At 70.0% G+C, this 23163-nt stretch carries 25 protein-coding genes; 18 read left to right on the top strand and 7 right to left on the bottom strand.

The window, feature by feature from the left end:
- From QC283_RS04810 to QC283_RS04765, 10 genes are all read left to right on the top strand, one after another.
- On the top strand, positions 1–375 hold the full coding sequence (locus QC283_RS04810; protein WP_279560073.1) for a TadE/TadG family type IV pilus assembly protein: 375 nt from the start codon (positions 1–3) through the stop codon (positions 373–375).
- Positions 376–379: 4 nt separating this feature from the next.
- Complete coding sequence (locus QC283_RS04805) at positions 380–535, top strand: hypothetical protein (RefSeq protein ID WP_279560072.1); 156 nt, start codon at positions 380–382, stop codon at positions 533–535.
- Positions 532–1869, top strand: coding sequence for a CpaF family protein (locus tag QC283_RS04800; protein WP_279560071.1), 1338 nt, complete (start codon positions 532–534; stop codon positions 1867–1869). Before QC283_RS04805 ends, QC283_RS04800 begins: the two co-directional genes overlap by 4 nt.
- A gap of 85 nt (positions 1870–1954) precedes the next feature.
- Complete coding sequence (locus QC283_RS04795; protein WP_279560070.1) at positions 1955–2899, top strand: type II secretion system F family protein; 945 nt, start codon at positions 1955–1957, stop codon at positions 2897–2899.
- Positions 2900–2912: 13 nt separating this feature from the next.
- Entirely contained in the window at positions 2913–3806 is an 894-nt protein-coding gene (locus tag QC283_RS04790) for a DUF5936 domain-containing protein (RefSeq protein WP_279560069.1), read from the top strand.
- A 333-nt stretch (positions 3807–4139) separates the two neighbouring features.
- Positions 4140–4337: a Flp family type IVb pilin gene (locus tag QC283_RS04785; protein WP_279560068.1), complete on the top strand. Its 198-nt coding sequence runs from the start codon at positions 4140–4142 to the stop codon at positions 4335–4337.
- Positions 4334–4933, top strand: a complete 600-nt coding sequence (locus QC283_RS04780) for a pilus assembly protein TadG-related protein (protein WP_279560390.1) — start codon at positions 4334–4336, stop codon at positions 4931–4933. Before QC283_RS04785 ends, QC283_RS04780 begins: the two co-directional genes overlap by 4 nt.
- Before the next feature lie 34 nt (positions 4934–4967).
- Complete coding sequence (locus QC283_RS04775) at positions 4968–5543, top strand: hypothetical protein (RefSeq protein WP_279560067.1); 576 nt, start codon at positions 4968–4970, stop codon at positions 5541–5543.
- Positions 5544–5551: 8 nt separating this feature from the next.
- Positions 5552–6163 (top strand): OmpA family protein, encoded by a 612-nt coding sequence (locus tag QC283_RS04770; protein ID WP_279560066.1) that lies wholly within the window; start codon positions 5552–5554, stop codon positions 6161–6163.
- A gap of 7 nt (positions 6164–6170) precedes the next feature.
- A complete protein-coding gene (locus QC283_RS04765) occupies positions 6171–6761 on the top strand; it encodes a hypothetical protein (RefSeq protein WP_279560065.1) in 591 nt (196 codons plus the stop codon).
- Positions 6762–6776: 15 nt separating this feature from the next.
- Here the strand turns inward: QC283_RS04765 and QC283_RS04760 are convergent, their stop codons facing one another.
- The gene (locus tag QC283_RS04760; protein WP_279560064.1) at positions 6777–7373 is read right to left on the bottom strand and encodes a PadR family transcriptional regulator; all 597 of its coding nucleotides are present in this window, start codon (positions 7371–7373) and stop codon (positions 6777–6779) included.
- A gap of 111 nt (positions 7374–7484) precedes the next feature.
- Here QC283_RS04760 and QC283_RS04755 point away from each other — a divergent pair, with 111 nt between their 5' ends.
- Positions 7485–8867 carry a carotenoid oxygenase family protein gene (locus QC283_RS04755; RefSeq protein WP_279560063.1) on the top strand — a complete coding sequence of 461 codons (1383 nt, stop codon included), beginning with the start codon at positions 7485–7487 and terminating at the stop codon, positions 8865–8867.
- A gap of 80 nt (positions 8868–8947) precedes the next feature.
- Here QC283_RS04755 and QC283_RS04750 read toward each other — a convergent pair whose 3' ends face one another.
- Positions 8948–9349, bottom strand: a complete 402-nt coding sequence (locus QC283_RS04750) for a DUF192 domain-containing protein (protein WP_279560062.1) — start codon at positions 9347–9349, stop codon at positions 8948–8950.
- A 120-nt stretch (positions 9350–9469) separates the two neighbouring features.
- Between QC283_RS04750 and QC283_RS04745 the strand changes: the two genes are divergently transcribed.
- From QC283_RS04745 to QC283_RS04720, 6 genes are all read left to right on the top strand, one after another.
- Positions 9470–10342 carry an LLM class flavin-dependent oxidoreductase gene (locus QC283_RS04745; RefSeq protein ID WP_279560061.1) on the top strand — a complete coding sequence of 291 codons (873 nt, stop codon included), beginning with the start codon at positions 9470–9472 and terminating at the stop codon, positions 10340–10342.
- Between the two features lie 67 nt (positions 10343–10409).
- Complete coding sequence (locus tag QC283_RS04740; RefSeq protein WP_279560060.1) at positions 10410–11201, top strand: class I SAM-dependent methyltransferase; 792 nt, start codon at positions 10410–10412, stop codon at positions 11199–11201.
- A gap of 98 nt (positions 11202–11299) precedes the next feature.
- Complete coding sequence (locus QC283_RS04735; protein ID WP_279560059.1) at positions 11300–11650, top strand: hypothetical protein; 351 nt, start codon at positions 11300–11302, stop codon at positions 11648–11650.
- A gap of 1298 nt (positions 11651–12948) precedes the next feature.
- Positions 12949–14274: a PhoH family protein gene (locus QC283_RS04730; protein WP_279560058.1), complete on the top strand. Its 1326-nt coding sequence runs from the start codon at positions 12949–12951 to the stop codon at positions 14272–14274.
- Positions 14275–14733: 459 nt separating this feature from the next.
- Entirely contained in the window at positions 14734–15429 is a 696-nt protein-coding gene (locus QC283_RS04725) for a transglycosylase SLT domain-containing protein (RefSeq protein ID WP_279560057.1), read from the top strand.
- Positions 15430–15574: 145 nt separating this feature from the next.
- The gene (locus QC283_RS04720; protein ID WP_279560056.1) at positions 15575–16975 is read left to right on the top strand and encodes an AI-2E family transporter; all 1401 of its coding nucleotides are present in this window, start codon (positions 15575–15577) and stop codon (positions 16973–16975) included.
- 112 nt (positions 16976–17087) lie between these two features.
- On the opposite strand, the gene QC283_RS04715 is transcribed toward QC283_RS04720, so the two are convergent.
- Together QC283_RS04715 and QC283_RS04710 are read right to left on the bottom strand one after the other, a co-directional pair.
- Positions 17088–17624 (bottom strand): alkyl hydroperoxide reductase, encoded by a 537-nt coding sequence (locus tag QC283_RS04715; RefSeq protein ID WP_217246645.1) that lies wholly within the window; start codon positions 17622–17624, stop codon positions 17088–17090.
- Positions 17625–17630: 6 nt separating this feature from the next.
- Entirely contained in the window at positions 17631–18185 is a 555-nt protein-coding gene (locus QC283_RS04710; protein ID WP_279560055.1) for a peroxiredoxin, read from the bottom strand.
- Between the two features lie 137 nt (positions 18186–18322).
- On the opposite strand from QC283_RS04710, the gene QC283_RS04705 reads away from it, so the two are divergent.
- Positions 18323–19261: a LysR substrate-binding domain-containing protein gene (locus QC283_RS04705; RefSeq protein ID WP_279560054.1), complete on the top strand. Its 939-nt coding sequence runs from the start codon at positions 18323–18325 to the stop codon at positions 19259–19261.
- A gap of 194 nt (positions 19262–19455) precedes the next feature.
- On the opposite strand, the gene QC283_RS04700 is transcribed toward QC283_RS04705, so the two are convergent.
- From QC283_RS04700 to QC283_RS04690, 3 genes are read right to left on the bottom strand one after another with little or no spacing between them, the layout of a single operon-like run.
- Positions 19456–21801, bottom strand: coding sequence for an ABC transporter permease (locus QC283_RS04700; protein WP_279560053.1), 2346 nt, complete (start codon positions 21799–21801; stop codon positions 19456–19458).
- On the bottom strand, positions 21798–22487 hold the full coding sequence (locus QC283_RS04695; protein WP_279560052.1) for an ABC transporter ATP-binding protein: 690 nt from the start codon (positions 22485–22487) through the stop codon (positions 21798–21800). The genes QC283_RS04700 and QC283_RS04695 overlap by 4 nt, the downstream gene beginning before the upstream one ends.
- The gene (locus QC283_RS04690) at positions 22484–23011 is read right to left on the bottom strand and encodes a PadR family transcriptional regulator (protein ID WP_279560051.1); all 528 of its coding nucleotides are present in this window, start codon (positions 23009–23011) and stop codon (positions 22484–22486) included. Before QC283_RS04690 ends, QC283_RS04695 begins: the two co-directional genes overlap by 4 nt.
- Between the last annotated feature and the right edge of the window lie 152 nt (positions 23012–23163).

Raw genomic sequence — 23163 nt, 5'->3', positions numbered from 1 at the left:
ATGCCGTACTCCTTGCGCGGCCGGGCGAGGGACCGCGGCCAGGTGGCCATCGAGTACCTCGGTTTCCTGCCGATCCTGATCATCGTCGGCATGGCCGCCGTACAACTCGGCCTGATCGCGTACACCGCCCAGCAGGCCGGCACCGCGGCGCGCGCCGGGGCCCGCAGCGCCTCGCTCCAGGAGAGCGCGCAGGACGCGTGCGCGGCGGCGGTCAGCGGCTGGCTGGCCGACGGAACCGACTGCCCGCCGGCGTACGGCGGCGACGAGGTGTCGGTCACCGCCACCGTCGCCATCCCCTCGATCGTCCCCGGCTGGGACTTCGGGGACGCCACCAGGACGGCCACCATGCCGCTGGACCACCCGGCGGAGGAGTGACGGCGTGAACAGTGACGGCGTGAACAGCGACCGGGCGATCCGTGACCGGGTGAACAGCAGCCGGGCGAACAGTGACCGGGCGAACAGTGACCGGGCGATCAGTGCCGGGGCGACGATCAGTGCCCGCGTGAACGAGGAGCAAGGAGCACCGGACGCATGAGCCTGCGCGCACGCATCCACTCCCCCGAGGAGCACGCCGGCCGGGGCGAGGACGGACACCTGGTCGCCTCCTACCGGGCCAAGCTCCTGGAGGAGATCGACCTCGCCGAGATGAGCTCACTGGCGATGGCCGAGCGCCGGGCCCGCCTCGAACGGGTCCTCGGACACATCATCAGCCGCGAGGGCCCGGTGCTGTCGACGGTCGAGCGCTCCCAGCTGATCCGCAGGGTCGTGGACGAGGCCCTCGGCCTCGGCATCCTGGAACCCCTGCTCGAGGACGCGTCCATCACGGAGATCATGGTCAACGGCCCGGACGCGATCTTCGTCGAGCGCGGCGGCCGCGTCGAACAACTCCCGCTCCGTTTCGCCTCCAACGACCAGCTGATGCAGACCATCGAACGCATCGTCTCGACGGTCAACCGCCGCGTCGACGAGTCGAACCCCATGGTCGACGCCCGCCTCCCCTCCGGCGAGCGCGTCAACGTCATCATCCCCCCGCTGTCACTGACCGGCCCCACCCTCACCATCCGCCGCTTCCCGCGCTCCTTCACCCTCCACGAGCTGATCGGCCTCGGCTCGCTCGACGAGAACATGCTGTACCTGCTGGCCGGCCTGGTGCAGGCGCGCTTCAACATCATCGTCTCCGGCGCCACCGGCACCGGGAAGACCACCCTCCTCAACTCGCTCTCCGGCCTGATCCCGGAGACCGAACGCATCATCACCATCGAGGACTCGGCGGAACTCCAGCTCCAGCAGGCACACGTCATCCGCCTGGAGTCCCGCCCGCCCAACGTCGAGGGACAGGGCCGGATCACCATCCGGGACCTGGTCCGCAACTCGCTCCGCATGCGCCCCGACCGCATCGTCGTCGGTGAGGTCCGGGGCGGCGAGTCCCTGGACATGCTCCAGGCCATGTCGACCGGCCACGACGGCTCCCTCGCCACCGTCCACGCCAACAGCGCCGAAGACGCGCTGATGCGCCTGCAGACCCTGGCCTCCATGTCGGACGTCGAAATCCCCTTCGTCGCCCTGCACGACCAGATCAACAGCTCCGTCGACGTCCTCGTCCAGCTGACCCGCTTCGCCGACGGCGCCCGCCGCATCACCGAGATCGCGCTGCTGGCCAGCCACGGCGGCGAGCCGTACCGCCTGGCCACGGTCGCCCGCTTCAACGCCCAGCCGATGGCCGCCGACGGCCGCGTCTACGGCGCCTTCGAGTACTACCCCCTCCCGCGCCGCACCGCCGAGCGCCTCTACATGGCGAGCCAGCCCATCCCACAGGCCTTCGGCGTGGCCCACACCGCAGACCAGCTCGCCACCCGAGAAGCCAGGTGACCCGACCGATGGAAGCCGGATAGGAACCGAACCGATGGAAGCCAGATAGGAACCGAACCGATGGAAACCAGGTAGGAACCGCCCGATGGAACTGGAAACGCTCGTCACGCTCACCACCGGCATCACGCTGCTGACCTGCGCCCTGGCGGTCATGGGCCTGCACTCCTACGCCGCCGGCAAGGCCCAGCGCGCGGCCCTGGTCGACCGACTCTCCGCCGCCGGCCGGATCCCTCCCGCCGGCCGCCGGCGCCGCTTCCGCACCCTGGACCGCCGCCTGCGCCGTACGAAGCTCGGCCGGAAGCTGGAACTGCGCCTGGCGGCCACCGGTCTGGACGTCACGCCCGGCGAGTTCTTCGCCTACATGCTCGCCACGGTCGCGGGCCTGTGGCTGATCGGCCAGGCCGTCCTGGCCCCCTTCTTCGGTCCGATCGCCGGCCTGCTGGGTATCGGGGTGGCGGTCCAGTTCCTCAACTGGCAACGCCAGCAACGCATCGAGAAGTTCATCAACCAGCTCCCCGAACTCGCCCGCATCATCGCCAACGCCACCCAGGCCGGCCTCGCCCTGCGCACCGCCATCGGCATGGCGGCGGAGGAGCTGGAAGCCCCGGCCGGCGAGGAACTCGGCAAGGTGGCCGACCAACTGGCCGTCGGCGCCTCGATGGACGACGCCCTCGGCGAACTCGCCGACCGCCTCCCCTCCCGCGAACTGGTCGTCCTGGTCACCACCCTCGTCCTCTCCAACCGCGCGGGCGGCCAGGTGGTCGGCGCCCTGCGCAACCTCACGGAGACGCTGGAGGAGCGCAAGGAGACCCGGCGCGAGGTCCGCACCCAGCTCTCCCAGGTCAGCATGACGTCGTACGCCGTCCCCGTACTGGGCGTCGGCTCGTTGTTCCTCATGAACGGGGTGAAGGACGGCGCACTGGAACGCATGACAGGCTCCCCGGCCGGCCAGACCGCTGTGATCATCGCGTTCGCGCTCTACGCCGTCGGCTTCGTCCTCATCCGCCGCCTGTCCCGCATCGACGTCTGAGGGGAGAACCGAAATGGGACTGGGATTCCTCCTCGCACTGCTCATGGGCCTGAGCGTCTGGGGCGCCTTCGCCGGCATCCGCATGTACCGGGCGGACGCCAAACTCCCCGGCGACCTCGCCCTCGCCCTGGAGGTCGGCGCCACCCGCACCGGAGCCGTCTACTCCCTCATCGACCGCATGGGCATGCGCTACGCCCCCGCCGTGCTGCGCCTCATGGGCCCCGCCCTGGTGGCCAAGTACCGCCGCAGGATCGACCTGGCCGGCAACCCCGGCGGCCTGACCATCGACCGCTACGCCGCCCGCCGCGCGGTCTACGGCTTCCTGGGTGTGGTCGGCTTCCTGGTCTTCCTCCTGCGCGACCAGTTCGTCGTGGCCCTGCTCCTCCTCGCCTTCGGCGCCTTCTGGACGGAGGTCGGCATCTGGTCGGCGATCCGCATCCGCAAGGACGTCATCGAGCGCACGCTGCCCGACTTCCTGGACGTCCTGGCGGTCGTGGTCAGCGCGGGCCTCGGCTTCCGCCAGGCCCTGGACCGCGTGGCCATCCGCTACGAGGGGCCCTGGGCCGACGAACTCCGCATCACCCTCCGCCAGATGGACCTCGGCGTGAGCCGCCGCGAGGCGTTCGCGGAGCTGCGCCGGCGCAACGACTCCGAGCAGGTGGCGATGTTCGTGACGGCACTCCAGCAGGGTGAGGAACTGGGCGCCCCCATCGTCGACACCCTGGTCTCCCTGGCCAAGGACATGCGCCGCACGGACGCCCAGAACGCCCGCCGCAAGGCCGCTCGCGCGGTCCCCAAGGCCACGATGATGATCACCACCTTCATGGTCCCGGCCACGATGATCCTCCTCGGCGCCGGCCTGATCCTGGGCTCGGGGACGGACTTCGGAACGATCACGGGCGAGTAGGGGAGGAGAACGGCATGTCGAACGCACGGTCGGGGAAGGGGGCGGTCGTAAACGACCAGAGTGCGACTGCACACGAAGCAGTGACGTCAACATCCGTTGAGCTACCGCCTGGTTGGTCTACTTTCACGCAATACCTTTCGCACTTGCAACCCAGTGTGGGACAGTCTTTGCCTGGTGCTCCCAACAGGTCGAGGTCCCAACTGAGCGCAGGGGAGGTGGAGATCGTGAAGAACGTGACACCCGGCACGACCAGCCGGCGGATCTCCGCCACCTACCGACTCACGCCACATGAAGGGGCCCACGACCGGGCTCTCCACCCTGGAGGGGAACACCATGACCAACTGGCTCCACACCACCACCGAGTACCTTCAGTCCCGAGCAGCAGCCCGCAACGACAAGGGCCAGACGGCCGTGGAGTACCTGGGGATCATCGCGGTGGTGGTGGCTATCGTGCTGGCGATCACGGGGACGGATATCGGCAACACGATCTACAACGCGATCACGGCCAAAATCGACGAGGTCATCGGCTGATCCCGCGCCTCAGTCGCAGCGATTCCGGGCAGGCCTTCCCCATCTACATCACGGTGGTGGCGGGCCTGCTGTTTCTCGCGTTTGCTTACCTCGCGGTCGGTCAAGCCGCGACGAATCGAAATGGTGCCCAGACGGCAGCCGATGCGGCAGTCCTCGCAGCCGCGCAGGAAACGCGGGACCAGCTCGCTGGGGAGTGGGCGGAGAACGTGCTAGACCCGGCTTCTTGGCAGGACATCTTCGACGGCGTGGTTCCCGGCCTCGACGATACGTGCTGGCGTGCGGATCAGCTTGCGGCCCAGAACGACGCGCAGATCGATGCCTGCGCGCCGGATGGTCTCCTGGGCTACAGGGTCGAGGTCACAGCGGATGAGCCAGTCGGGGATTCCATTGTCCCCGGTACGGAGAGCGACTACGCGCGTGCTTCCGCCATTGCCGTAATCGAACCGAGCTGTACGTTCGAGCTTCCCGAGGGGGACACGGAAGCCGACGTGCTACCGAAATTGACCTGCGAGGACCAGGACTGGGAACTGGACCCGGAAGATCTGTCCGAGCTCCCGAAGCCCCAGGACCTGTTCGACGTCCACCTGGCCGACTGAAAGGCGAGCGACGAGTGATGAAGGAAGCGGAGTCATGAGCATGCGGTTCACAACGAAGGCCCGCAGAGGAATGGTCACGCTGACCGTTGTTGGGCTAGCACTCGGTGTGGTCGGCTGCAGTAGCGGCGGTAACGATGACGAGAAGCCAAAGGCGTCGGCGTCCGCCGCGCCGGGCGGCAATTCGGATGCGAGCGCGCAGCAGGGCACGGACTCACCCTTGGCTGAGCTCAAGGGTGAAGACGGCCTGGTTCTGACGATTGACTCCGCGGCACGAGACGCAGGCGGATTCGTCACCGTGAGCGGTGAGATCAAGAACGATGGCGCTGAGGCAGCCCGTGTTCCGATTCAGACCAGGGGCAACGAAACAGAGATCATGCGACACGGCGGGTCACTGGGCGGTGCAACGCTCGTGGACCCCGCCAAAAAGAAGCGCTACTACGTACTGCGCGATACCGACGGCCGCCCACTGACGACCACGGACATGCCGCGCATCAAGCCGGGCGCAGCCATCCCCGTCTTCATGCAGTTTCCGGCGCCCCCCGCAGATACAGGTGAGGTCACTTTCCAGCTTCCTACTTTCGCAGCCGCTCCCATTGAGATTTCAGGGTGAGGCCACCAATGAGCCAAACCCGTCTGACTGTGCTGCTGACGGCGTCCGTACTCATCGCTACGAGCGTCGCTGGCACGTCGGCCAACGCCGCCGACGACCCCCCGGGCACCGAACCCTCCGCCTCCGCCCCCGTAGAGGTGGACTCCAACGACCCGGACCTGAAGATCCCGGACGGTGCCACGCTCGCGCAGGCGAAGGTGCTGGACATCAAGTCGGTCGTGGAGGAGCAGAGCGGTGACGAACGCCGCGAGGACACCAACACCAGCGTGACGCTCGCGCTCCAGGCCGAGGTGCTGTTCGGCAAGGACAGTGCCAAGCTCGGCTCCGAGGCGAAGTCCCGTATCGCGGGGATCGCGGAGGAGATCAGGACCCAGAACGCCACCAGGGTCCGTGTCTTCGGCTTCACCGACAACCTCGGCTCCTCCGCCCACGGCGACGTGCTCTCGAAGAAGCGCGCCAACGCCGTACAGGAGGTCCTGGTCCAGACCCTGAACGACTCCGCGATCACCTACGAGGTCCGCGGCTACGGTGAGGACTACCCCATCGCCGACAATTCGACGGAGGCCGGCCGTAAGAAGAACCGCAGGGTCGAGGTCTCCTTCCCGCGCTCGGAGGCCTGACCGGCCGATGGCGGAGCAGGAGGAGCAAGAGGATCCCGTAGGGACGCGAAGGCGCGCCCGCGGACGAGCGGCGACCCTCGCGGTGCTCACGGCGCTGACCGCGCCGGCCGTGCTCGCGGTGGCAGCCTGCGACGGCCCGGACCAGACGGACGCGGCGCCGCCGCCGTCGTCGTCGTCCCCGGAGCGGCCGACGACATCCCGGCCGCCGGCCACGCAGTCGGCCGCCGAGGAACCGGCGCCGTCCGTATCCGCGGCGGACGGCCACGACCCCCGTGCCTGCGCCGACGGCAACTGCGAGATCACGGTGTCCAGGCCCGTGACCGTCCGCTTCCAGGGCCCTGGCGGTCCGGCGACGCTGTCCGTGACCGAGGTCGGCCCGGACAGGATCGAGTACGCGGTGAAGTCGGGCGGCGGCCGGACCGAGGGCGGCGCGAGCGGCCCGGGGCAGGGCTGTCTCACCGTCCTCCGGGAGAACGGCGGCGGCAACTCCTGCGGCGGCCTGTCCGGCACCCGCCCCAGCGCTCAGCCCGGCAGCGTAGTGATCCAGGCGACGACCGGGACGGACGGTACGGCGCTCCTGCACATCGTGTCGTCCTGACTCCGGCAGGGCGGATCATTCCCGCGGGCGGGGATCCACCACGCTCGCGCCGCGCTCGGCGACCTCGGTCCAGAAGGCGACGGCCAACTCCTCGAACCGCAGCCCGAACGCCAGGACGGCGGCCTGCGTGGGTTCGAACCTCGAACCGGGCCCGGCAGTGTCCAGTGCGGCCCCGCTCGGGGCGGGCACCGACGCGAGGATCGTCTCGTACTCGGCGAGCTTGCGGCGGTGGGCGTCCCGCTGTTCCACGGCGAGCTGACGCACCCGCTCCGCGCCGGACGACGCGTCCTGCTGGAAGTAGAGCCGCAGCAGGCCCTCGTCGCGGATGTCCGTGTCGTGCCCGGCCGCCCCGGTGAGCCACTCGGCGAGCGTGTCCCGTCCGGCCTGGGTCAGCGACAGGGTCCGCCGCCGACGTCCGGTGCTCTCCCGCTCCTCGACGACGAGCCCGCGACGTACGAGCCGGGCGGCCTCCGCGTAGATCTGGGACCGGGGAAAGGACCAGAAGTTCCCGACGCTCTGCTGGATCTCGCGGTCGAGAGCGTACGGAGTGGTGGCGCCCTGCTGCTCGAGAAGGCCGAGCACGACATAGGCGCTCGCGGAGAGCGTTGGCATGACATCTCCCGGTCTGGACGGTCTGAACCTCGGCGTTGCACGCCGGATTTCGAAGTCGGAGTATCGGAACAGTACAGGCTGCACGTTCCAATCCGATGATCGGAGTCAACGATGGCCGAGGCGATCCGCAATCCCTATCTGGAGGGCAACTTCGCCCCCGTGTCCGACGAGTTGAGTGTCGACGACCTGCCGGTGACCGGGACCCTGCCGGCCGAGCTGAACGGCCGCTACCTGAGGATCGGACCCAACCCCACGGGGACGGACGAAACCGGCGTCGGCCACCACTGGTTCGTCGGCCAGGGCATGGTGCACGGTGTCCGCCTGTGTGACGGACGCGCCGAGTGGTACCGCAACCGGTTCGTCCGGGGCGACGTCCCCGAGGACTCGCCCAACACCAACGTCCTGGCCCAGGGCGGCCGTCTCCTCGCGCTCGTCGAGGGCGGCGGAGCACCGGTGACGATCACCTCCGACCTGAACCGGATGTCGACCTGGGACTCCGACGGGGCGCTGAGCGCCGGTTTCACCGCGCACCCGAAGATCGACCCGGTCACCGGTGAGATGCACTCCATCAGCTACCTGATCGGCCCCGGGGCGGAACAACTCCGCTACGACGTCCTGGATGCCACCGGGAAGGCGGTACACACCGCCGAACTGCCCGTATCCGGCGTGCCGATGGTCCACGACATGGCGATGACCGCCACCCGGGTGGTGGTGCTGGACCTTCCGGTCACCCTGTCGATGGAGGCCGCGGGCCGACTGGCGGCGGGCGCACCGCAGATCGGCGACGCGCTGCCGATGCGCTGGAACGACGAGCACCCGTCGCGGGTGGGAGTCCTGCCGCGCGGCGGCACGGCGGATCAGGTCAGGTGGTTCGACGCGCCGCGCTGCTACGTGTTCCATGTCCTGAACGCCTACGACCGCCCGGACGGCTCGATCGTCATGGACGTCGTCCGCTACGACACGGTCTTCCGCGACTTCCTCCGCGGCCCTGCCGACGGCCTGCCCGCCCTCGCCCGGTGGACCATCGCCCCGCACCGGGGCACCGTCTCCGAACAGATCATGTCCGACCGCGGTGTCGAATGGCCCCGGATCAACCAGGACTGGGCCGGGCGCTCCCACCGCTACGGCTGGTTCGGGGGAGTCGGCCCCGAGAGCCTGCGCCTGTCCGACGACGTCGACCGCGACCGCGGCGGCAGCTTCGAGCCCGGACCGCTGATCAAGCTCGACACCACGACGGGCGAGGCCTCGACGCACCACTTCGGCGGCGGGCGAGTGACACAGGAACCGGCGTTCGTGGCGCGCCCGGGGGCTGAGGCCGAGGACGACGGCTGGATCCTCTCGGTCGTCCACGACGGCAACACCGATCGCAGCGAACTGGTCGTGCTCGACGCCGCCGACGTCACCACCGCCCCACTCGCGCGCGTCCACCTGCCGCGACGCGTCCCCTTCGGATTCCATGGCAACTGGGTCTCCGACAACGAGATCGGCGCGTAGCCGTAACCGAACCTCAGCCCAGCAGCCGCGTGAGGCGCTGGAGGTCGTCGCGCACGGCCCGTTCACACCGGCCGCTCCGGTCAAAGGCGATCAGAGTTGAGCAGAAAGGCCTGGTCCTCCACGACCTCGACCCGCGCTCCCGCCCGCACGCCCCATCCGCTCATCGCTCCGGCCTCCGCCTCCAGCACGTGCCGGGAACGCAACCGGGGCAGCCCCAGCCTGCCAGGCCGCATGGTGCGCACGGCGATGACGGTGAGCCGCCGGTCGAGGTACGCCACGTCGATGGGTATCCGCATCCGGAAGGTGTGCACGCTGTTGGCGGGAGACAGGAGGATCGCCCCCTCGACGGAATCCCGCCCCAGCAGCCCCCTGGTCCGCGCGCGGTAGGAAGCCGCGATCTCCAGCGGAACGCGGACAGCACCAGCGCCGGCCGCCCCCTCCACCACCAACGCGCCCGTACCGTCCCGCCGGCGCCGCCTCATACCGATACCCCTCCGTCAGCACGCTGTCCCGCCGAACGTATCCGTCCGGGACCGGCCCCGACACGGGTACCGACGCGTAATGCTGTTGTCCGGCGGCCGGGGCGGAGGTAGGAAGATCCCATGACTGGACTCGGTGCCGTATTCCGTCCCCAGCTCGCCCCCGAGCGGCTGCGTGCCGTCGCGCGGGCAGCCGATGAGGCCGGGCTGGAGGAGCTGTGGCTGTGGGAGGACTGCTTCCGCGAGGGCGGCATCTCCACGGCCGCGGCCGCGCTGGCGTGGACCGAGAGGGTGCGGGTCGGGGTCGGGCTGCTGCCCGTGCCGTTGCGGAACGTGGCCGTCACCGCGATGGAGGCCGCCACACTCCACCGGATGTTCCCCGGCCGCCCGGTCCTCGGGGTCGGGCACGGGGTGCAGGACTGGATGGGGCAGGTCGGGGCGCGGGCCGAGTCGCCCGTCACTCTCCTGCGTGAACACCTCCTGGCGCTGCGGGCGCTGCTGCGTGGGGAGCGGGTGACGACCGAGGGACGCTACGTCCGGCTCGACGACGTCGCGCTCGACTGGCCGCCCGGCCAGGGCGTCGAGGTGCTCGCCGGCGCCACCGGACCCCGTTCGCTGCGGCTCGCCGGTGAGGCCGCCGACGGGACCGTCCTCACCGCGAACACCCCGCCCGACGGGGTGCGCCGGGCCCGGCGGCTCATCGACGAAGGACGCGCGGCGGCCGGGCGGACGGAGCCGCACAAGGTCGTCGTGTACCTGCTTGCCGCCACCGGGCCCAGCGCCGGTGAGCGGTTGCGGGCCGAGCTGGTCGCCGAAGGCGTCGGATCGGTGCCGGACCTCGGTGTCGCCGGGGACGCGGGGGCCGTCGCCAAGGCCGTGCGGGCGCTGGCCGAGGCCGGGGCCGACACCGTGATCCTCCAGCCGACCGGTGACGAGCCCGACCCGGAGGGATTCGTCCGGTTCGCCGCCGAGCAGGTCCGGGCCCTGGTGGACTAGGCGCCGCCCACCCCGCCGCCCCTCCTGCCCGGCCCTGCCGTCACCACTGCCGATCGGACGCACCCCCATGGCTCAGACCCATGCCCGTACCTTCGACGACCTCGTGGCCGAAGGCGCCTCCGTGCCCACCGCGGGGTGGGACTTCTCCTGGTTCGAGGGGCGGGCCACCGAAGCCCGGCCCTCCTGGGGGTACGCGCGGTCCATGTCCGCGCGGCTGACCGCGGCCACCGCCGTACTGGAGGTGCAGACCGGGGGCGGGGAGGTCCTGGACCACGCCCTCGCAACCGCCGCCCCTCACCGTCCCCCGCTCGTCGTGGCCACCGAGGGCTGGGCGCCCAACGTCGCCAAGGCCACCGCCCTGCTCCGTCCACGCGGCGTACCCGTGGTCGCCTCGCCCGACGACGCGCCCCTTCCCTTCGCGGACGGAGCCTTCGACCTGGTCGTGAGCCGGCATCCCGTCGAGCCGCACTGGGCCGAGATCACCCGGGTGCTCGCGCCCGGCGGCACGTACTTCGCCCAGCACGTCGGTCCCGGCAGCGTCTTCGAGCTCATCGAGTACTTCCTCGGGCCACAGCCGGAGGAGGGGCGGAACCACCGTCACCCCGACCGTGAGCGCGCCGACGCCGAGGCCGCCGGGCTGGAGATCGTCGACCTGCGGGCGGAACGGCTGCGGATGGAGTTCCACGACATCGGCGCCGTCGTCCACTTTCTGCGCAAGGTGGTGTGGATGGTCCCCGGCTTCACCGTCGAGAGGTACCGGGACCGACTGCGCGACCTGCACGAACTCATCGAGTCCGAGGGCCCCTTCGTCGCCCACAGTGCGCGCCACCTCTTCGACGCCCGCAAGCCGCACCACTAACCACTTGGTGGTTGAACTCTTGAATATCTGCTCACCGACCATCGAGAATGCAGTCGAAGCTCGCCCCTCGAAGCAACGTCGGAGAGGAACCGCAGCAGATGAAGAGTCGGTCCAGATTAGCCCTGGGTGCCCTGACGGCCGTCGCGCTGACTACCGCACTGTCCGGAACACCCGCATTCGCCGCCGATGAGGTCAATTGCGGCACCAACGACGACCACGTCGCGCTGACGTACCTGGAGAACGGCGCGGAGCACACCCGATGCTGGGACGACCCCGACAGCGTCACCCTCAACCTGGACAACGTCACCTCCTTCTACTCGGGTGACAACGAGGTGGTCATCTTCTGGTCGACGGGTCAGGGCTGGGAGGTCAACGTGCTCGAGCCCCACACGTCGGCTCCCTTCACCGGCGCCGACACCTGCCGCGTTTTCGGCTTCCAGGTCAGGTAATCGCGGGACGGACCAGTGACGGGCGCTGGCCGGCCCCCTGGGGAGGGCCGGCCGCCGCCCGTCCACAGGGCCGTCCGTACGTCCGCGCGGGTGACGCCGTCGGGCCACAGGCCGACGGACCGCTCGGCCGTCGGCAGTACCGGTGCGTGGACGCCGGGCATCGCGTCGGCCACGTCGGCCACCGGTGTGCCCGTTCGGGCGGACTTGGCCAAGAAGCGCCGTTCGAGCCGCTGCGCGCAGGCCGCGCCCCGAGTGATCCCCCGTCTTCGTCATGAGATGACGTCAGAAGGGGAGCCGGACGGTTCGCGGCCCACGTCTGTGGGGCGTATGCGGCGCACCTTCGCAAATTCCGCGCGCCTGGCGAGAGAGTGCGGAATCACCCTGCAACCCTCACGGGGTGTCCACATCGTTATTCATCGTTGCCCTTCTCGCGTCGAAAGAGGGACGCCGCATCGCGTAAGTTCAAACACAGGTAATTCGCGTGAGCAAAGCTGCGCGTGTGGCACCGCGCAGTGGAGGGGGCTGCGCGGTGCCTGGTCAAGCGGGCGCTCGTTGGTGCGTTCACCCGGTCGGGCGAAGCGGGGGCGGTTCGCCGCGCAGGCGTCGGCGCACCTCGGAGCCCCTTGGAATCCGCTCCGAGTGACCCTTTGGACTCCTCGGCCACGTCAGTCACTTGTGAATCACCCGTGAATCCGCTGTGTTCTGGCCATGATTCAGGGCGGAATGAGCGCCTCCGGGGCCATCCGGGCGTCGCCGGGCGATTCCGGAGAGTAGTTGTGGCACGCCGATGCACGCAGCATCACTTACAAAGGGTTATGGTGGAAACCCCCCCTCGGGCCGGTCCGTCTCCCCCCCACGGACCGGCCCGTTTTTTCTGCCTTCTCCGGCCCGCACTCCGCCCGCCCCTCCCGCCGCAGCGGTCTCACCGCGGAGGTCGCCCGCCGGAGCCGTCCGCGGCGGTCTCCCGCCGGCCTTCCGGCGGGACGCCCGTCATGAGGAGTTCACCGGTGCGTCGTCCGGTGTCGTGGCATGGCGGCGCTCGTTCGAGGGCATAAGCCAAGCAGGTCGACGCCCGAACCACGGGTGTCGTATCTCAGCGGACGGCACGGAGCCGTCCGCCCGGGAGGCCCTTTGCACCAGCTCCACCGTGCGGTCACGGCACGGAAGACGCGGCGGAGGGCCGGTTCGCGGCCCGCGCCAGTGCATGGCGGTCGTCGACCGGCCGGTTCGTTCCCGCCCTCCCGGTCCAGCGTCCACTCCGTCGCTCCCCGACCTCTTCCGAGGGGGTACGTCCTTCCGTGGTGACCAGCACAAAGCGCCACAAGCCCGATAGGCGCACCTACGTTCTCGACACCAGCGTCCTGCTGGCCGACCCGAACGCTCTGAACCGCTTCGACGAGCACGAGGTCGTGCTCCCCATCGTCGTGGTGACCGAGCTGGAGGCCAAACGGCACCATCCCGAGCTCGGCTACTTCGCCCGGCAGGCCCTGCGCCTGCTCGACGAGTTCCGGGTGCGGCACGGTCGCCTCGACGCCCCCATTCCGATCGGGGATCTCGGCGGCACCGTGCGTGTCGAGCTCAACCACTCGGACCCCAGCGTGCTGCCCACCGGCTACCGCCTGGGGGACAACGACTCCCGCATCCTCGCGGTCGCCCGCAATCTGCAGGCGGAGGGATTCGACGTCACCGTCGTGTCCAAGGACCTCCCGCTGCGGATCAAGGCGTCGTCCGTCGGCCTGCTCGCCGAGGAGTACCGCGCCGAGCTCGCCATCACGGACGCCTCCGGCTGGACCGGAATGTCCGAACTGACGCTGCCCGGCGAGCAGGTGGACATCCTCTTCGAGGAAGGGCGGGTCCACGTCCCCGAGGCCGCCGACCTGCCCGTGCACACGGGTCTGACCATCCAGTCGGAGCGCGGCAAGGCCCTCGGCCGGGTCACGCCCGACGGCAGCGTCCGCGTGGTGCGCGGCGACCGGGAGGCGTTCGGCATCAAGGGCCGCAGCGCCGAGCAGCGGATCGCGCTCGACCTGCTCCTCGACCCGGACGTAGGGATCGTGTCGATGGGCGGCCGGGCCGGCACCGGCAAGTCGGCGCTGGCGCTGTGCGCCGGTCTCGAGGCCGTGCTGGAGCGCCGGCAGCACCAGAAGGTGATGGTCTTCCGTCCGCTGTACGCGGTGGGCGGGCAGGAGCTCGGCTATCTGCCGGGCTCCGAGGCCGAGAAGATGAGCCCCTGGGCGCAGGCGGTCTTCGACACGCTGTCGGCGGTCACCAGCCGGGAGGTCATCGAGGAGGTCACCGCACGCGGGATGCTGGAGGTCCTGCCGCTCACCCACATCCGAGGACGCTCGCTGCACGACGCCTTCGTGATCGTGGACGAGGCCCAGTCGCTCGAGCGGAACGTCCTGCTGACCGTGCTGTCCCGGATCGGGGCCAACTCACGGGTCGTACTCACCCATGACGTGGCACAGCGGGACAATCTGCGGGTGGGACGGTACGACGGAGTCGTCGCCGTCATCGAGAAGCTGAAGGGGCATCCGCTCTTCGCGCACGTCACCCTGACGCGCTCCGAGAGGTCCCAGATCGCGGCGCTTGTGACCGAAATGCTGGAGGACGGGCACATCTGAGGGAGCCTGAGAGGTACGACCCGACACGGGTCGGTTACCCGGCGGTTGGCGCCGTCCGGAAGGCGAAGAGCCTAGCCGGGCGGCGTTCTCGCGTGTGGGGGTTTCCGGAAATCCCCTGGAGCAAACGGGATGTGAGCTTTCACACGCGACACAGAATTGCCTCACCCCACCGGGTTACGGCAGAGTCTCATTCCTGTCAGGCCCCGCATACGACACAGTTGTGCCTCTGGGGGTACCTCCCACGCTTTTAGAGTAGTGGGGGAGGTACAGCGCCGCAGAAGCACCAGATCCAACTCCATAGCAGCGTCGTATGCCGCCCGAGCACCACGCGGCGCTCCCCGCCGGGGAGTTGCCCACCGGGTCCGTGCCTCCCGTGACCCGTAGTTGGGGAGGCCAGCGCCAGGGGCACGATTGCGTCCGCGAGGGTCACCGAAGCGGGCGATGCTGGAAGGAAACCGTGTGAGCCGGATCTCGGTCCGGGGATTCGCAGTGGCCTCGGCCACGGCGGTCACCGCAGTCGGAAGCGTCGTCGGCGTTGCCTCGGGCAGCACCGCTCAGAACAACGACGCGGAAGCGACGGCAGCCGGCACGACGCTGCTCGCGGACATCCCCATGGGCGAGCAGGCGCAGGTGCAGACCGCGTCCCTGACGCAGCAGGCCGACGTACAGGCCATCGCCGCGGACGCGAGCGCCAAGAAGGACGCCGAGCAGGCGGCCCGCAAGGCAGCCGCCCAGACCGCCGTGGCCAAGCAGCAGAAGGCCAAGCAGGCGGCCGACGCGGCCAAGAAGCGCGAGGATGCGAAGGAAGCGGCCAGCCGCGCCGCCAAGCGCGAGGCCACCAGCTTCTCCGTCCAGAGCTCCTACAGCACCAGCCAGATCCAGGCGATGGCCCGTCAGATGGTGCCCAGCGGCCAGTGGCAGTGCTTCAGCAACATCGTGGACCACGAGTCCAGCTGGAACTACAAGGCGGTCAACCCCTCCTCCGGGGCCTACGGTCTCTTCCAGGCGCTCCCGGCGGGCAAGTACGTCTCCGCGGGCGCCGACTGGCGGACCAACCCGGCCACCCAGATCAAGTGGGGCCTCAACTACATGGACAACCGCTACGGCAGCCCGTGTGAGGCCTGGACCTTCTGGCAGGCCAACCACTGGTACTGAGCCCGCCCGGCGCGGTCCACCGCTCAACCTCGCGAAGCCCCTCACCGTCTTGTGGTGAGGGGCTTTCGCGCTCCCGCCATGTACGGTCGGACCGAAACGACTCCAGGGGGGAGTGGTGAGGAGAGACGGGGGAAGAGGACGGATCATGTCTCGAGTGCCAGGGTGGCTCGGTCGGCTCGGCGCCGGACTGACGCGGATGAGCGAACGGTTGGACCAGCGGCGTGAGGAGGGGCGGGCGGAGGACGCCGACGACACACCGGCGTCGGCCCCCGACCACGTACCGTCGCCGTCGGAGGACACCTCCCCGGAACACACTCCGGAACACACCCCCGCGCACCCCCTGACCGCCGTCCACGTCCGGCCCGACCCGGCGCAGGCCGTGCCCTGGGGCGTACGGGTCGCAGCGGAGGCCGGGTGGCGGCTGCTGGTCCTCGCCGGCACCGTGTGGGTGCTGATGCGGGTCATCAGCGCCGTGCAGCTGGTGGTGCTGGCGTTCGTGATCTCACTGCTGATCACGGCGCTGCTCCAGCCGACCGTGGCGTGGCTGCGCCGGCACAGGGTGCCGAGAGGGCCGGCCACCGCCCTGACCGCGATCCTCGGGTTCGTGGTGATGGGCCTGATCGGCTGGTTCGTCACCTGGCAGGTCATGGAGAACATCGACAATCTCTCCGACCAGGTCCAGGACGGCATCGACGAACTGCGCAACTGGCTGCTCAACAGCCCTTTCCACGTCACCGACAAGCAGATCAACGAGATCGCCAAGAACCTGCGTGACGCGGTCGGCGCCAACACCGACCAGATAACGTCCGCCGGTCTGGAGGGCGTCACCGTCGTCGTCGAGGCGCTCACGGGCATACTGCTGGCCGCCTTCTCGACGCTCCTCCTGCTCTACGACGGCAAGCGCATCTGGCGCTGGACGCTGAAGCTGGTGCCGGCGGCGGCCCGGCCGGCCGTGGCCGGTGCCGGTCCGCGCGCGTGGCGGACGCTGACGGCGTACGTGCGCGGCACGGTGATAGTGGCGCTGATCGACGCCATCTTCATCGGTCTCGGCATCTACTTCCTCGACGTGCCGATGGCTGTCCCGCTGGCCGTGTTCATCTTCCTGTTCGCCTTCATCCCGCTCGTCGGCGCGGTGATGTCGGGCGCCCTCGCGGTCGTCGTGGCGCTGGTGACCCAGGGCATGTTCGCGGCGGTCATGACGCTCGTCGTGGTGCTGGTGGTGCAGCAGATCGAGGGCCACATCCTGCAGCCGTTCATCCTGGGGCGCGCGGTGCGGGTCCATCCGCTGGCGGTGGTGCTGTCGGTGGCCGCCGGTGGCATGGTGGCCGGCATCGGCGGCGCGGTGGTCGCCGTACCGCTGGTGGCGGTGGCGAACACCGTCGTTGGCTACCTGCGGGCGTACTCCCGCGAGGCCGCCGTACGGCAGGCTCCCAGGCCGCGCGGCGCGACATCGACGGACGTGTCCCCGGTGACTTCGAAGGCGGAACCGGAACCGCCGCCGACGCCCACGGACGCCGAGCCGCCGTCGGGCACTTCCCCGGCGTAGCAACGCGACGGGCCCCGCTCACCGAAAGGTGAGCGGGGCCCGTGCCGTGTGTGCCGCGTCGCGGGACACACGGGAGTGCTCGTACCGGGGCGCCGGGCGGCGCCACGAGCGCCTACTGCGCGGCCAGAACCGCCTCGGCGTCCAGCGTGGCACCGACGGCCTCGACCACGGCGGCGATCTTGAAGGCCTCCTGGATCGTCTCGCGGTCCACACCGGCCTTGCGGAGCACCTGCTCGTGCGAGTCCAGGCACATGCCGCAGCCGTTGATGGCGGACACCGCGAAGGACCACAGCTCGAAGTCGACCTTGTCGACGCCCGGGTTGCCGATGACGTTCATCCGCAGACCGGCGCGCAGGGTGCCGTACTCGTGGTCCGACAGCAGGTGCCGGGTGCGGTAGAAGACGTTGTTCATCGCCATGATCGCGGCGGCCGACTTGGCGGCCGAGTACGCCTCGGGCGTGAGGTTCGCCTTCGCCTCCGGCTCCAGCTCACGCAGCACGATCGGGGAGCGCGAGGCGATGGCGGTCGCCAGCACGGTGCCCCACAGCTGCTGCGCCGGGAGGTCGGAGTTGCCGATGACCGAGCCCAGGTTGAGCTTCAGGTCCTTGGCGTAGTCCGGTACGGCGGACTTCAGGGAATCGAGGGACATGTCAGCTCACTCTCCCGAAAGCAGCGCGACGGGGTCGAGGGTCTCGTCGCCCTTGCTCCAGTTGCACGGGCACAGCTCGTCGGTCTGCAGGGCGTCCAGGACCCGCAGGACCTCCTTCGGGTTCCGGCCGACCGAGCCGGCGGTCACCATGGTGAACTGGATCTCGTTGTTCTGGTCCACGATGAACACGGCGCGCTTGGCGAAGCCGTCCTCGCCCTCGATGCCGAGGTCGCGCATCAGCTCGTGCTTGGAGTCCGCCATCATCGGGAACGGCAGGTCCGTCAGGTCCGGGTGGTCCTTGCGCCAGGCGTGGTGCACGAACTCGGAGTCGCCGGAGAAGCCGAGCACCTGGGCGTCACGGTCGGCGAACTCGTCGTTCAGCTTGCCGAAGGCGGCGATCTCGGTCGGGCACACGAAGGTGAAGTCCTTGGGCCAGGCGAAAACGACCTTCCACTTTCCCTCGTAGGTCTTGTGGTCGATCGTCTCGAACTCCTTGCCCTTCTCCAGCGAGACGCAGGCGGTCAGTTCGAACTCGGGGAACTTGTCACCGACAGTGAGCACAGGCTCTCCAAAAGCGCAGCGAAGAAACACCCATTTTGTGAGTGTTTCCCATGGGTTGGACGTTGTTGATGTTGGCATAGAGTGCATTGATTAGTGAAATAGCTACACTCGGTCGAGTTGATCGGAGGTGGCTATTAGTGGCAGGTAAGAAGAGGCAGCCCAGCCTCGCCCAGCTGCGGGCTTTCGCCGCCGTCGCGGAGCATCTGCACTTCCGCGACGCCGCCGCCGCGATCGGCATGAGCCAGCCCGCGCTCTCGGGCGCCGTCTCCGCGCTGGAGGAGGCACTCGGTGTCACCCTGCTGGAGCGGACGACGCGCAAGGTGCTGCTCTCGCCGGCCGGGGAACGGCTCGCGGTCCGGACGAAGGCGGTACTCGCGGAGGTCGGCGCGCTGCTGGAGGAGGCCGAGGCGGTACGGGCGCCGTTCACCGGCGCACTGCGGCTCGGGGTCATCCCGACGGTGGCGCCGTACCTGCTGCCCACGGTGCTGCGTCTGGTCCACGACCGCTATCCGGACCTGGACCTCCAGGTCCACGAGGAACAGACGGCGAGCCTGCTGGACGGCCTCACCTCCGGCCGCCTCGACCTGCTGCTGCTCGCGGTACCGCTCGGCGTGCCCGGGGTCACGGAGCTCCCGCTCTTCGACGAGGACTTCGTGCTCGTCACGCCGCTCGACCACCGGCTCGGCGGCCGGGAGGGCATCCCGCGCGCGTCACTGCGCGAGCTGAAGCTGCTGCTGCTCGACGAGGGCCACTGCCTGCGTGACCAGGCGCTCGACATCTGCCGGGAGGCGGGCCGCGCCGGTGTCCCGGCGACGACGACGGCCGCCGGACTGTCGACGCTGGTGCAGCTGGTCGCGGGCGGCCTCGGGGTGACGCTGCTGCCGCGCACGGCGGTCCGCGTGGAGACGTCCCGCTCCAGCCAGCTCCTCACCGGCTCCTTCGCCGACCCGGCCCCCACCCGCCGGGTCGCCCTCGCCATGCGCACGGGCGCGGCGCGCTCCGCGGAGTACGAGGAACTGGCGACGGCCCTGCGGGAGGCGATGGGGGACCTGCCGGTACGGACGGTCCACGACTGAGCGGACGCGGGTTCGCCTCCGGCGGAGGCGGGCTCGGTCCGGGTTGGTGCCGGGTGCCGGCTCGTCCCGGACAGGAGGAGCCGGCCTGCCCCGCCCCCTCCGGGTGCCCCGTTCCAGCAGGTCTGTCCTCCCGCCGGCCGGCGGGAGGACAGACCTGCTGCGTGCCGGGGTGAAGCCGGCGGAGCTACTCCGCGCTACTCCGTGCGCAGTCCCTCCGGCCGCATCAGCCGCAGCAGCGGTGGCAGGCTGAGGAGGGTCACCACCAGGACGACCGCGGCGCCGATGCCGGTCATGAACAGGACACTGGTCCAGTCGACGCTGACCGGGGTGGCCGTCATCTTCAGGAGGACCGTGCCCAGGGTCAGGCCCACGACGGTGGCCAGCAGCAGGCCCAGCACGATGGGGATCGCGGTCTGCCAGAGCACCGACAGGCTCAGCGTCCGGCGCCGGGTGCCGAAGGCGACCAGGGCCGACAGCAGCTTCTTCCGCTCGCGGAGCTGCTCCAGCTGCGAGACCAGCAGACTCGCACCGATCAGGGCCAGCACACACGCCGCTCCGACGAACAGACCGGTGCGGATGGCGTCGAACCGGCCGGTCCGTTCCGTCGCCGACCACGTCATGGCGTCCGCCAGCGGATGGAGGGCCACCGCGGTGTTCCGTACCCGGTCGTGCACGTCTTCCGCCACCGACTCGTCCAGCTTGAGGTAGGCGTGCCCGTCCAGGGCCGGCGCGAGCGTCTCCGGCATCGCCTTCGGCGTGACCAGGAAGCCGCCCCTGTCGATCCCGGCCAGCAGGCCGGGCCGCGGCTTCGCCGCCTTGACGTCCTGCGGCACCGTCCAGGGGATCTCCCTGCTTTTCGGGCCGCCCTCGTAGGACGGGTCCGCGTACAGCTTCCGGCCCGGCGCGGCCAGCTTCGTCATGTCCTCCCCGGCGTCCCACTCGGCACCGTGGACGACGAACACGTCCCCGTCCTCGCAGGAGGGCAGCTTGGCCATCTCCCGCAGCGACGCGCAGTCGCCCACGGTCAGCATCGTGCCGTGCTCCGGGTCCTGGGCGCGGTCGCCGAGGTAGCCCTCGGAGTAGCCGTGGACCGCCTTCACACCCTCGGTGTCGCGGAACTCGCCGACCGCCGTGGCCAGCGGGACCTCACTGGGCAGCGTCGCCTCCATCTGCGCCAGCGACAGGTCCTTCCCGGTGGACTTGGTGTAGTCGTTGTCCACCCCGGCGAACAGCATCTGCAGCGCGATCGCCCCGGCGACGGCCACCGCGATGCCGTTGATCATGCGGGCCGCCGTACCACTGCTCATCTGCAGCCTGCGTACGGCCAGTTGCCAGGCCACACCGCCGGAACCGAGCCGGGCGACGACGGTCTCCACGATCCACGGCAGCAGCGCGGTCACGCCGATCAGGAGCAGGACGACACCGCCGGTCACCAGGTACTGGTTGAAGTCACCGTTCTCGCGGCCGGCACCGATCATCGGGTAGAGCATGGCCAGTCCGGCCGCCGGCAGCAGCAGCCGCCACCACAGCCGGCGCCGGGCCGGCCGGCTCGCGCGCACCACACCGAGCGGCTCGATGACCACCCCGCGCAGTGCGAACACCGTCACCAGCACCGCCGCCGCCGGCACCGCCACCGCGACCAGCAGGGCCAGCAGCGGCGAGGGGTTGAGGTAACTCGGGAACACACTGATGCGGTACACCTCGGCGGACCCCGCCAGCTGGCGTCCGACCATGAAGAACCCGGCGCCGAAGACCAGCCCGAGGACCGAGCCCGCCAGTGCCTCGCCGGCGGCGATGCGCCGGGTCATGCGGCTGTCGGAACCGACCAGCCGCAGCGCCGCGAGCCGCCGGTCCCGTCGCTCGCCGCCGAACCGTACGGCGGCGGCGATGAAGACCGCGACCGGCATCAGCAGCACCACGAAGACGACGAGGACCAGCAGGAGCAGCACCGGATCGGACTGGTCCGGCCCCGGCTCCGGGTCTCCGAACCGGTCGATACGTTCGACCCGGCCGAGTTCGAGGTACTGCGCGAGCCCGTCCGCGCCCCGGTAGAAGGCGAGTTCGGCCGAGCCGATCAGCCCGCTCTCCCCGATCGTGCCGACGATCCGGTCCGGGAGCCGCTCGCGCAGCAGCGCGCCGGAGTCCGACTCCAGCAGCTCCTTCAGCGCGGGGGAGACCACCATCTCGCCCGTCGCCGGGAACTCATCCACCCCCGGCGGCAGCGGTGCCCGCGGCCCTTCGGGATCCAGCGCCCGGCCCCGGACTTCGTCGTCGCGGAAGCTCGTGTCGAGAGCGGCGATCACGAGGGTGTCGTTCGCCTTCGGCATCTGCTCGGTGGCGTAGGTGAGGTCGGAGCGTGCCGCCTCCCGGTCGTGCCGGACGTTGAGCGCGTTCGGGACCGCCGTCGTCAGCAGGAGCAGCGCCACCCCGAGCCCGACACCGACGGCCGTCAGCACGGCCCGGGTCCACCCCTCGCGCCCGCCGGTGAAGGCGAAGCGGACGCCCATGGCCAGGTCCCGGGCCCACTGTCGCACGCTCATACGGCGCGCTCCATGTCCCGGGACTTGCCGTCCCGTACGACGATCTCGCGGTCGGAGTAGGCGGCCACCCGGGCCTCGTGCGTGACGAGGACGACGGCGGCGTTGGTGGTGCGGGCGGCGTCCGTGAGGAGTTCCATCACGCGCTCGCCGTTGAGGGAGTCCAGGGCGCCGGTCGGCTCGTCGGCGAAGAGCACGCGGGGGTTGGTGACCAGCGACCGCGCCACCGCGACCCGCTGCCCCTGGCCGCCGGAGACCTCGCCGGGCCGCTTCTTCCTCAGGTCGTCGACCTCCAGGCGCTCCATCCAGGTCAGCGCGGCCCGCTCGGCCTCCTTGCGGGAGGTGCCGTTCAGACGCAGCGGGAGGGCGACGTTCTCGACGCAGGTCAGCTCCGGCACGAGCTGCCCGAACTGGAACACGAACCCGAAGTCGGAGCGGCGCAGCGCACTGCGCTGGGCGTCGTTCATGGCGGACAGCTCACGCCCGTTGTACGTGATGGTCCCCGAGTCGGGCGGCACGATGCCGGCGAGGCAGTGCAGCAGCGTCGACTTGCCGGACCCGGAGGGGCCCATGACGGCGACGACCTCGCCGGGGTGGATGGAGAACTCCGCGCCGTCGAGGGCGAGGGTCGGGCCGTAGGCCTTCTGCAGCCGCTCGGCCGAGAGCAGCGAACCTGCGGGAGGAGTCATCGGGGTGTTACCGCCTCACGGAGCTTGTCGAGGCGCGCCGCGGTGAGTTCGAGCCAGCGCAGGTCGGCCTCCAGATGGAACAGGGCGTGGTCGCAGATGAGCTGGTCGGCGAGATCGCCCTTGCGTTTGCGGTCGGTGAGGATGCGCATGCCGCGCAGGTGCTCCGAGCGCTGGGTGTCGAGGATGTCGGCCGCGTCGCGGTGGGTGAGCAGCGCGAGGACGACCTTGGTGTACAGGGTCGACTGGAGGTACGGCTCGGGCTTCTCGGGCGTGGCGAGCCACTGCTGTACGTCGGTGATCCCCGCGTCGGTGATCGCGTACCGCTTGCGCTCGGGACCGCCGCCCGTCTCGATGCCGTCGACGACGACGAAGCCGTTCTTCAGCAGGCGGGACATCGTCGAGTAGACCTGGCCGTAGTGCAGCGGCCGGTCATGACCGAACTTCTCGTCGAAGGCGCGCTTCAGGTCGTAACCGTGGCGCGGCCCGGACTCCAGGAGTCCCAGGAGGGTGTGACCGATGGACATGCGGAGCACTCTACACACGGTGTATACCCGCTATGTATACGTCGAGTGCAGAGATCGTGACGGCGTGGGCAGGCCCGCAGGTCAGGGTCGATTGTCACGGTTCCGCCACGGCGGAAGCCGCGCCTCCGATCCATCAACGCGATGCGATGCGA

The organism is Streptomyces sp. DH41 (assembly GCF_029813785.1).
Lineage (GTDB): Bacteria > Actinomycetota > Actinomycetes > Streptomycetales > Streptomycetaceae > Streptomyces.
Note: the sequence above shows the minus strand (reverse complement) of the source record. Positions and strands in the feature narration are given on the sequence as shown.

Bases quoted from the DNA above. Each gene is read 5' to 3' on its own strand.
- QC283_RS04810 (WP_279560073.1), top strand. From the start codon at position 1: ATGCCGTACTCCTTGCGCGGCCGGGCGAGGGACCGCGGCCAGGTGGCC.
- QC283_RS04695 (WP_279560052.1), bottom strand. From the start codon at position 22,487: ATGACTCCTCCCGCAGGTTCGCTGCTCTCGGCCGAGCGGCTGCAGAAG.
- QC283_RS04715 (WP_217246645.1), bottom strand. From the start codon at position 17,624: ATGTCCCTCGATTCCCTGAAGTCCGCCGTACCGGACTACGCCAAGGAC.
- QC283_RS04790 (WP_279560069.1), top strand. From the start codon at position 2,913: ATGGGACTGGGATTCCTCCTCGCACTGCTCATGGGCCTGAGCGTCTGG.
- QC283_RS04800 (WP_279560071.1), top strand. From the start codon at position 532: ATGAGCCTGCGCGCACGCATCCACTCCCCCGAGGAGCACGCCGGCCGG.
- QC283_RS04700 (WP_279560053.1), bottom strand. From the start codon at position 21,801: ATGAGCGTGCGACAGTGGGCCCGGGACCTGGCCATGGGCGTCCGCTTC.
- QC283_RS04755 (WP_279560063.1), top strand. From the start codon at position 7,485: ATGGCCGAGGCGATCCGCAATCCCTATCTGGAGGGCAACTTCGCCCCC.
- QC283_RS04785 (WP_279560068.1), top strand. From the start codon at position 4,140: ATGACCAACTGGCTCCACACCACCACCGAGTACCTTCAGTCCCGAGCA.
- QC283_RS04720 (WP_279560056.1), top strand. From the start codon at position 15,575: ATGTCTCGAGTGCCAGGGTGGCTCGGTCGGCTCGGCGCCGGACTGACG.
- QC283_RS04750 (WP_279560062.1), bottom strand. From the start codon at position 9,349: ATGAGGCGGCGCCGGCGGGACGGTACGGGCGCGTTGGTGGTGGAGGGG.
- QC283_RS04775 (WP_279560067.1), top strand. From the start codon at position 4,968: ATGAGCATGCGGTTCACAACGAAGGCCCGCAGAGGAATGGTCACGCTG.
- QC283_RS04735 (WP_279560059.1), top strand. From the start codon at position 11,300: ATGAAGAGTCGGTCCAGATTAGCCCTGGGTGCCCTGACGGCCGTCGCG.
- QC283_RS04765 (WP_279560065.1), top strand. From the start codon at position 6,171: ATGGCGGAGCAGGAGGAGCAAGAGGATCCCGTAGGGACGCGAAGGCGC.
- QC283_RS04745 (WP_279560061.1), top strand. From the start codon at position 9,470: ATGACTGGACTCGGTGCCGTATTCCGTCCCCAGCTCGCCCCCGAGCGG.
- QC283_RS04760 (WP_279560064.1), bottom strand. From the start codon at position 7,373: ATGCCAACGCTCTCCGCGAGCGCCTATGTCGTGCTCGGCCTTCTCGAG.
- QC283_RS04795 (WP_279560070.1), top strand. From the start codon at position 1,955: ATGGAACTGGAAACGCTCGTCACGCTCACCACCGGCATCACGCTGCTG.
- QC283_RS04690 (WP_279560051.1), bottom strand. From the start codon at position 23,011: ATGTCCATCGGTCACACCCTCCTGGGACTCCTGGAGTCCGGGCCGCGC.
- QC283_RS04770 (WP_279560066.1), top strand. From the start codon at position 5,552: ATGAGCCAAACCCGTCTGACTGTGCTGCTGACGGCGTCCGTACTCATC.
- QC283_RS04740 (WP_279560060.1), top strand. From the start codon at position 10,410: ATGGCTCAGACCCATGCCCGTACCTTCGACGACCTCGTGGCCGAAGGC.